This is a genomic window from Treponema sp., assembly GCF_017430385.1.
Lineage (GTDB): Bacteria > Spirochaetota > Spirochaetia > Treponematales > Treponemataceae > Treponema_D.
In genome coordinates this window covers 1-7,776 of sequence record NZ_JAFRNB010000121.1, presented here as the reverse complement: position 1 = coordinate 7,776, position 7,776 = coordinate 1, and the positions used below count along the sequence as shown (strand labels likewise).

The following is a 7,776-nucleotide window of genomic DNA, read 5'->3' as shown; positions in this document are numbered from 1 at the left end:
GATGACTGCCGCAACTGGTATGACGGCTATCACCTTGCATGGAACGAAAATGGCACGCAAAAAAAATGCGAAATCTACAATCCTGAATCGGTCGTCATGAGCACTGAAACAGGAAAATTCGCCGGATTCTGGGGAGCGACATCCTCTTACGAGGTGATTTCAGACAGAATACAGCAGAATTTCGCTGGCACTAAGACAGATGTCATCAAAATGCTCTCCGGAGAAAAAGTTGACATTGATACCGGAATATACAAAAACACGGTCAAAGATTTCGTCTCAAAGGATGATATTTTTACATATCTTATTCATCTGGGATATCTTGCCTATGACTCAAAAGAACAGCAGTGCTACATTCCCAATAAAGAAGTCAGAATAGAATGGATGAGGGCAGTATCTGTCATAGATGATTATTCCGAAACAAACGCGATCATAAAAGCTTCCAAAGAACTTCTTTCTGAAACTCTTTTAGGAAATGCCGATGCTGTCGCCGCCTCACTTGATGAAAGCCATATCCATGTAACGAGCAACAGAAGCTATAACAATGAGTATGCCCTTCAGAGTGCGATTTATCTTTCATACATCTACGCTCTGAACAAATATACATGCTTCAGGGAACTCACGACAGGAAAAGGATTTGCGGACATGGTTTATGTTCCGCTCGCAAAAGATTTGCCAGCCCTCATAATCGAGCTCAAGCACAACAAATGCGCGCAGACCGCCCTGAGCCAGATAAAAGAAAAAAAATATTTTGATTCGCTAAAAAAATATTCAGGCAACATGCTCTTTGTCGGAATAAACTACGATGAAAGCACCAAAAAGCATGAATGTAAGATTGAGAAGCTTGTAAAGGACTGAAAAATGGTGGCCGCCATCCTGCAGCCACCGCGAGCTTTATGCTACCATAACAACTTCCGAAAAGGCTTCCTTCGCGTTCTTTGTCAGGTTTCCGCCTTTCGTGTAGAAAGTTCGGACAAGGATCCTGTATTTTCCGCTCGGAGTCTCGTCAGGAACGAAGAACTCCAGATTCTTCGCCGTGTTCCGTGTGATTGCATCGCACGAAATCCATTTGCTCTCATCCTCAACCGGCTCATTCTTCTCACCAAGCGGGCACAGAAAAATCCCGCCATTCTCGCCGCTGATTTTCAGTCTTAATCCTTCTACGAGAACAGTCTTGCCCGCACTCAGATTTCCTGCCGTGTCTTTCGTGAACTGGTTTGTCACGGAGACAATTTCGGGCGACACGGGGGCGATGGTGATTTCCTTGATTCCGATGTCCGTCACCGCAGACTGAACCAGTTGGCTCGGCGTAAATCTTGCCACCAATGGCTGCTTATCGCCCGAATCAATCTTCTTTCCGTCACATTTTCCGTTCAATGTTAGGTACATAGTGCCCAAATCCAGGACATTCACCGATTCCCCATGGGCAAGGGCCTCAAGAATCTCCTCCTTGAGAAATCCCGCCGTCTGCTGCAGCGTAAGCTCGTTCGTCCCGGCCTTGCGCTTTTGAATCCGGGCAATCAAAGCATTTGTGCCGATTGTGTTCCTCTCGAACCTCCCGTAATAACCGTTTCCGTTAGCAAATGCGTTCGCATAAAGCTTTATTTTCCCGCTGCCCTGGGAATCCGAGAATTTTGTCGTAAGTGTCTCTGCCATACTTACATTCCTTACCTGACTTACAGGCTTGCCAAAGTCTTTTAAGGTCAACGACCCCTTATCCTGAATATACAGGAAAAAGACACCGTGATTTGTGGAAGTTTGTCTACAAATCAAATGTCCACGGAAAGAAATATAGCGGAAAAATTCACAGGAAAATCTAGTAGTTTAGTTAGGCTGAGGGTGGAATATTGTCAGTATTATGTTATAATTATGGAAAGGTATAATAATGATTGATATGAATGAAATTGTAGCATTTAATGTGCGAAGGCAGCTTAGACTTTCCGGTAAAAAACAAGGTGAGCTTGTCGCCGTTCTGAAGGAGCCGAAACGAAATATCCTTCGAATGCTCAGCGGAGCACAGGAACTTCCTCTTCCTGTACTTAAAAAAATTTCTCATTTCTGTAATTCTTCGATTGATTCATTTTTTCTTGAGCCTGAGCAATCTTCAAGTATTCATGAAGCCTTCATGGGGCAAGTTTCATCGAGTGAAGGTAAAAAGAGCCTGGATATTGTTCGACAGCTATCTGATATTTATCTTTTTCACAGCCAATATCAGACAGCCGAATTTTCTAATCTTGTAAATAAAAACTGGAATGAATAGAATCCTCGACAATTGTCTTTTTGAAAAAGATTCTCAGAGATACGAAAAGATAAAACAGATTGCGAAATCATTCTCAAAAGCATATATCGGAAATAATATTCCTTGTGACCATATCTTTTCTATTATCGATAATTATTGCAAGCGGAATGGATTTGATGTTCAGATTTTTCGATTTCCAATTGACGATGCAAAAATATGGGCTTTGACATCTGTGAAAAAGGGATGCGTATTCGTTACTATAAACACCAGTTTGCCGCTCAACAAACAGATATTTGCGGCCGCCCATGAACTCTATCATATTTATTGCTATATAGATGGTGATGATGATGAATTAGTAAACGGTTCGATTCTTACCGCAGAAAATGCTGATGATATTGATGTAGCAATGGAAGAGCGGGAAGCAAATGCTTTTGCGGCATTAATATTAGCACCCCTGAAACAAGTTGAGAAAATTGCTATGGCAATTTAATTGATAAAATTCATTCACTGCCTGATTTTCTAAGACAGATTGAAACAGGAGATGATCTAATAGGAACACACCATAATCTTGGAGAAGTAAAGAATACCCTTTTGCTTAAGGTATTATATTTATGTACTAAGAATACCGTATATAAATTTTGCTCAGACGACCAAGATACTCGTTCCCATATACTGGCTTATGCCGCACAAAATAAGTATGATTTGAAATGTATAAGCCCTTTTTCCTTTTTCTTTCTCGCAAAGAATGAACTTGCTCTTTCAAAAGAAATATGTGATGATTATTTTTCAAGTTGGATAAGCCAAAGCTCTAACCAGCGTGTTTCTGTTATAGAGCGAAACGGCTTAAAAAAGACTCACCTAACAGCAGAGGTTTATTCTGACATTTGGAATGATTATGTTGATTGCACCGCAGAAGGATACATAAAATATTAAATCTGTATTTAGCCTATGCCTGCCGCACTCACTGAAGACAAGGCGGGAGTACCACTGAAGAAAACAAGGTGGCGGCAATAAAGACTACTTGGTAGCAGCAATGAGGAAAGGGCGGTAGGTGCCGTGAGAAAAATAAGTGCCCAGCCAGACTGACTGTTATGAATATTGAAATACATCACTATTTTAATTGACAAAATTGTAAACTTGATGTATAAAATAATTGGTTAGGGATTCCTAACTGGTTGTTGCTATGGGATTACTCCCTTAATGTACTAAGGTCGGGGCTTTCGGTTAATTCCGTGTTACCTAGGCGGACAGGCAACTTTCTGATAACGGCTCTTCTTGGGCCGTTTTTTATTTTATCTGTATAAATTTTTCCTCCGCCCCGATATACAAATAAACTTCATCGGCATTTACATTTTTAGAAATAGCATCTTTCAAACTTTTTATTTGACTCGGAGAGATATAACCTTTTACGGAAATAAAACAACTTTTAGCTTGGTCAACACTTCTGTTGTATTGCCGAGTAACATCGTTTGAAGTGTCTTTTAGTTCAATGATGATTGAAATGTTTTATTCATTATCCTGCCATTATCAAATTTTAAGTAGACTTTAGTTTTATGTATTTTTCTGAAATCGTCAATAAGTCCACTGATATTGATTTTCCTTCGTGCACTTGCAACAAAACTAACAAAGTGTTATAGTGATTTTATAGCAAATTTAGGGGGGAAGTATGCTGCCCGGATGGTGGCGGCAGATTCTTTTACGGGCACATGAAGATTTCTGTTTACATGGAGACACTTGCTTATAAATACGGAGGAGCAGAATCTTACACGGCGAGTCTTATAGAGGCACTTCAAAGTCTATTTCCGGCATCCCTAATCGTATTAATCACTGAGCATTTAAGAAATTATCCACTTGTTTCCACAGAAAAACTCATCGAGATGCAGAATTCCGCTTACGGGACATCGATAAAAAAGGAAAATTTCTCGGTCTCCTATTTTAATTTTGAAAAAATCGATGAAAACAGCGCGAGAAACAAATTCTCACGGCTTTTCCGAATCATAAAAAAAGAAATTAACGCAATAAAACGCTTCAAAAGCATCATGCGGCTTTCGGAAGGTTCAGATTTGTTCATAAACGCATCGTTCAAGATTGTCGCTGGGAAGGCCAAAAAGAGTATCTGCACTGTATATTTCCCATATAAGCCTTGTACGACATCAGGAATAAACAAGCGGCTCCGTATATTCCGATATTTCGCACAAAAACGGGACTCAGCATATAAAAACTCTTATGACTACTATTTTCCAATCTCAGAATTCACAAAAGAAAATTTAAAAAAGTACTGGTTGATTCCAGAAACGAAACTCAAGCTTATTTATCCACCGGTAAAGCCTATCTCATTGAAAGCTGAAAAGAATCACTCACAAATTCTTCTTTGCTCGCGAATTTGCCGTGACAAAAAAATTGATTTCCTTTTACAAGCTTATGAGAACTCCAGTTATTTAAAGCAAAATGCAAGTCTTGTCGTCGCCGGCTCAGCAATCGGTGAAGATGAGTCATTCATGGAAAAACTGCAGGCAATTTCACCTTCAACGAAGTTTGTTATTGATCCTAAAAGAAATGAACTCGAAAAGCTTTATGCAGAATCAGGAATATTCTGGCATGCAAAAGGTTTTGGCGAAGAAAATCCATTTGAATTCGAGCATTTCGGAATCACTACGGTAGAGGCGATGAGCGCGGGCTGCGTTCCAGTGGTAATTAACAAGGGCGGTCAGAAAGAAATCGTTGCGGAAGGTTCCGGCTTCAGATGGAATACACTTGAGGAGCTTGCCGAAAGGACTGAATGGCTAATCAGAAATCCAGAGGAAGCAGACAAAATCAGAACGAACAGTATTGAGCGGAGCAAAGCCTTTACTTCGGGCAATTTTAGGTCAGATATAAATAAAAATCTCTCGGAGGTTCTGTATGCTTAAAAGCGTGTTGCAGCCCCTGGGAGATTTCTATCATCCCCTTCTTCATAACTTCCGTCAATTTTTGGAAGCAAAAAGAATTATAAATGAAATCAATCTCCGAATAAAAAATGACACCATTGTCTCAAAAAATCTTTCGCGAAAAAAAAGAATTTATTTAGATGTTGCTGATTTTTACCTATCGAACAGAGGAACTGGTATACAGCGTGTTACAAAAGAAATCTCAGAGGGTATTCATAACCTTTGCACGGAATATGATGTTATCGATGTGTATTGCAAAAAGATAGGATATACATCTTGCATAGACGGAAAGGATGTTGATTTCTGTCAAAATGACATTCTTTTAGTTTTGGGATATACGCCCAAACTTTTGGTAAGACATGCAAAATTTTTTGAAGAATTGAGAAATAAAGGAATATGGACAGCAGCGTTCCTCTATGACTTGCTTCCCATCTTGTATCCTTCATTTTTCATTTCTGGTGAGGATAAAAAGTTCAGGGCCTATCTTTCCGTTCTTCTTCAGTTCTCTCAGCTAATCTGTGACAGTTCTGCGGTCGCAAGCGAAGTAAAACAATATCTCGAAACTCACCCAAAAATCAAACGCAATCCGGAACTAAAAATCTCATACTCACTGCTCGGAAGTGATTTTTCTACTCTTCCCCGCCCTTCCGTTCATTTCGACTCACTAAATTCACGCTCTGGATCTTCTCTCAACTTTCTCATGGTCAGTACGGTTGAGCCTCGCAAGATGTATGCGCAGGCGGTGAAGGCCTTTGACATGCTCTGGAAAGAAGGGCTTTCCGTGAACTTGTGGATTGTCGGCAGACGTGGCTGGAAAAATGAAACGACATTCAGATTAATAGAAGAAAACACTCATTATGGAAAAGAACTTGTCTGGTATAGCACAGGAATCAGCGATGAGGAACTTGCTTCTCTTTACGAAAAATGCGATGCGGTGATTTTTGCCTCAGTTGCGGAAGGATTCGGGCTGGCAGTCGCAGAAGGCGCGCATTTCGGGAAACCGCTGATTCTTCGGGATATACCGGTGTTCAGGGAAATCGCTGGCAACAATGCCTTTTACTTCTCTGGCACGGACGAGTCGATTCTCGCCGGAAAAATCAAAGAATGGATTTCTCTTTACAAAACTTCAAAAGAACCTAAATCAACAAATATAAAACTCACCTCATGGAAGGAATGCAGTCAGAAAGTCTTGGACTTGCTGACTGGAAATGGAGAAAAATCATGACAATCATACCGGTAATTCTTTCAGGCGGAAGCGGAACAAGGCTTTGGCCGCTCTCACGCGCATCTTATCCGAAGCAGCTTCTTCCGCTCGTCAGCGACAACACGATGATTCAGGAAACTGCCCTCAGACTCAATGGCCTTGATGTCCAGGAACCGATTGTAGTCTGCAACGAGCAGCACCGTTTCATAATCGCGGAGCAGCTTGCCGCAATCGGGATGAAAAAGCCTTCTATTATATTGGAGCCAGTCGCAAAGAATACGGCCCCGGCCATCGCGGCGGCATGTCTTCACGCTCAGAAAATCGACTCAGAGACTGTCGTCGTAGTCCTTCCGTCGGATCATAACATAAAGGACAAGGAGGCTTTCCAGGAGGCAGTCAAAATCGCAGCGAACGAGGCAGAAAACGGAAGCATGGTCACATTCGGAATCACACCGACATTCGCAGCCACAGGCTACGGTTATATCGAAAAGCAATCTGATTCGGATTCAGAAGGTGTCTCATCAATCAAACGCTTCGTCGAGAAGCCTGATGTCGCAACCGCACAAAAATACCTTGACTCAGGAAATTTCTTCTGGAACTCAGGCATGTTCGTCTTCAAGGCATCTGCTTTCCTTGAGGAGCTGAAAGAGCTTGACGAGGCTATCTTCTCGGCGACATCAAAAAGCGTTGAGAAAGCAGTGGTTGACTCGGACTTCATCCGCCTCGACAAGGACAGCTTCTCAGAAAATCCAAGCATCTCGATTGACTATGCAGTCATGGAAAAAACATCACACGGAAAGGTCGTTCCCCTCAGTGCAGGCTGGAGCGATGTCGGCTCATGGAGCTCTCTCTGGGAAGTCTCGGACAAGGACGAAAAAAACAACACTGTAAGGGGCGGGGCAATTCTCAAGAATACGAAAGGCACAATGATTTACTCAAAGGAACGGCTTGTCGCTGCAATCGGGCTGACAGATGTGGTAATCGTTGACACAAAGGACGCCCTTCTTGTGGCAACAAAGTCACAGGCCGAGCAGGTCAAGGACATAGTTGATGAACTGAAAAAAGCCGGCAACCCGGTCGCAGTCAAATATACGGAATAAGCAGGTAGCTGTGTCTACCAAAATCATAAAAACGAACAGGAGAAAATAATGAAATCTGCGCTTATCACAGGAATCAACGGACAGGACGGAAGCTATCTCGCGGAACTTCTTCTCGAAAAAGGCTATAAAGTTTATGGTCTCATGCGAAGAAAGAGTGTCGTAAGCTACGGGAATGTAGAGCACATAAAAGACAAAATCAACTTCATCTATGCAGACATGACAGATGTCGTCTCGCTCATTAATGCTATGGAAATTTCTCAAGCGGACGAAGTTTACAACCTCGCGGCACAGTCGTTTGTAGCGACAAGT

9 protein-coding genes are annotated in these 7,776 nt (G+C 41.8%); 8 read left to right on the top strand and 1 reads right to left on the bottom strand.

What is annotated here, in order from left to right:
* Positions 1–855: PD-(D/E)XK nuclease domain-containing protein (locus IJJ71_RS08650; protein WP_296846431.1), on the top strand; the 855-nt coding region annotated here is incomplete at its 5' end.
* 36 nt (positions 856–891) lie between these two features.
* Here IJJ71_RS08650 and IJJ71_RS08645 read toward each other — a convergent pair.
* Positions 892–1,653 (bottom strand): DUF4469 domain-containing protein, encoded by a 762-nt coding sequence (locus IJJ71_RS08645; protein ID WP_296846430.1) that lies wholly within the window; start codon positions 1,651–1,653, stop codon positions 892–894.
* 238 nt (positions 1,654–1,891) lie between these two features.
* On the opposite strand from IJJ71_RS08645, the gene IJJ71_RS08640 reads away from it, so the two are divergent.
* The 7 genes from IJJ71_RS08640 to IJJ71_RS08610 all read left to right on the top strand — a co-directional run.
* Positions 1,892–2,257, top strand: a complete 366-nt coding sequence (locus IJJ71_RS08640) for a hypothetical protein (protein WP_296846429.1) — start codon at positions 1,892–1,894, stop codon at positions 2,255–2,257.
* Positions 2,250–2,726, top strand: a complete 477-nt coding sequence (locus IJJ71_RS08635) for an ImmA/IrrE family metallo-endopeptidase (protein WP_296846428.1) — start codon at positions 2,250–2,252, stop codon at positions 2,724–2,726. The genes IJJ71_RS08640 and IJJ71_RS08635 overlap by 8 nt, the downstream gene beginning before the upstream one ends.
* 101 nt (positions 2,727–2,827) lie before the next feature.
* Positions 2,828–3,169, top strand: coding sequence for a hypothetical protein (locus IJJ71_RS08630; protein ID WP_296846427.1), 342 nt, complete (start codon positions 2,828–2,830; stop codon positions 3,167–3,169).
* Positions 3,170–3,942: 773 nt separating this feature from the next.
* Positions 3,943–5,145 (top strand): glycosyltransferase family 4 protein, encoded by a 1,203-nt coding sequence (locus IJJ71_RS08625; RefSeq protein ID WP_296846426.1) that lies wholly within the window; start codon positions 3,943–3,945, stop codon positions 5,143–5,145.
* On the top strand, positions 5,138–6,388 hold the full coding sequence (locus IJJ71_RS08620) for a glycosyltransferase family 4 protein (protein WP_296846425.1): 1,251 nt from the start codon (positions 5,138–5,140) through the stop codon (positions 6,386–6,388). The genes IJJ71_RS08625 and IJJ71_RS08620 overlap by 8 nt, the downstream gene beginning before the upstream one ends.
* Entirely contained in the window at positions 6,328–7,467 is a 1,140-nt protein-coding gene (locus IJJ71_RS08615; protein WP_296846424.1) for a mannose-1-phosphate guanylyltransferase/mannose-6-phosphate isomerase, read from the top strand. The genes IJJ71_RS08620 and IJJ71_RS08615 overlap by 61 nt, the downstream gene beginning before the upstream one ends.
* A 48-nt stretch (positions 7,468–7,515) precedes the next feature.
* The coding region (locus IJJ71_RS08610) for a GDP-mannose 4,6-dehydratase (protein WP_296846423.1) at positions 7,516–7,776 on the top strand (261 nt) is incomplete at its 3' end.

Coding starts and splice junctions, on each gene's coding strand:
- IJJ71_RS08625 (WP_296846426.1), top strand. CDS start 3,943: ATGAAGATTTCTGTTTACATGGAGACACTTGCTTATAAATACGGAGGA.
- IJJ71_RS08645 (WP_296846430.1), bottom strand. CDS start 1,653: ATGGCAGAGACACTTACGACAAAATTCTCGGATTCCCAGGGCAGCGGG.
- IJJ71_RS08620 (WP_296846425.1), top strand. CDS start 5,138: ATGCTTAAAAGCGTGTTGCAGCCCCTGGGAGATTTCTATCATCCCCTT.
- IJJ71_RS08640 (WP_296846429.1), top strand. CDS start 1,892: ATGAATGAAATTGTAGCATTTAATGTGCGAAGGCAGCTTAGACTTTCC.
- IJJ71_RS08635 (WP_296846428.1), top strand. CDS start 2,250: ATGAATAGAATCCTCGACAATTGTCTTTTTGAAAAAGATTCTCAGAGA.
- IJJ71_RS08615 (WP_296846424.1), top strand. CDS start 6,328: ATGGAAGGAATGCAGTCAGAAAGTCTTGGACTTGCTGACTGGAAATGG.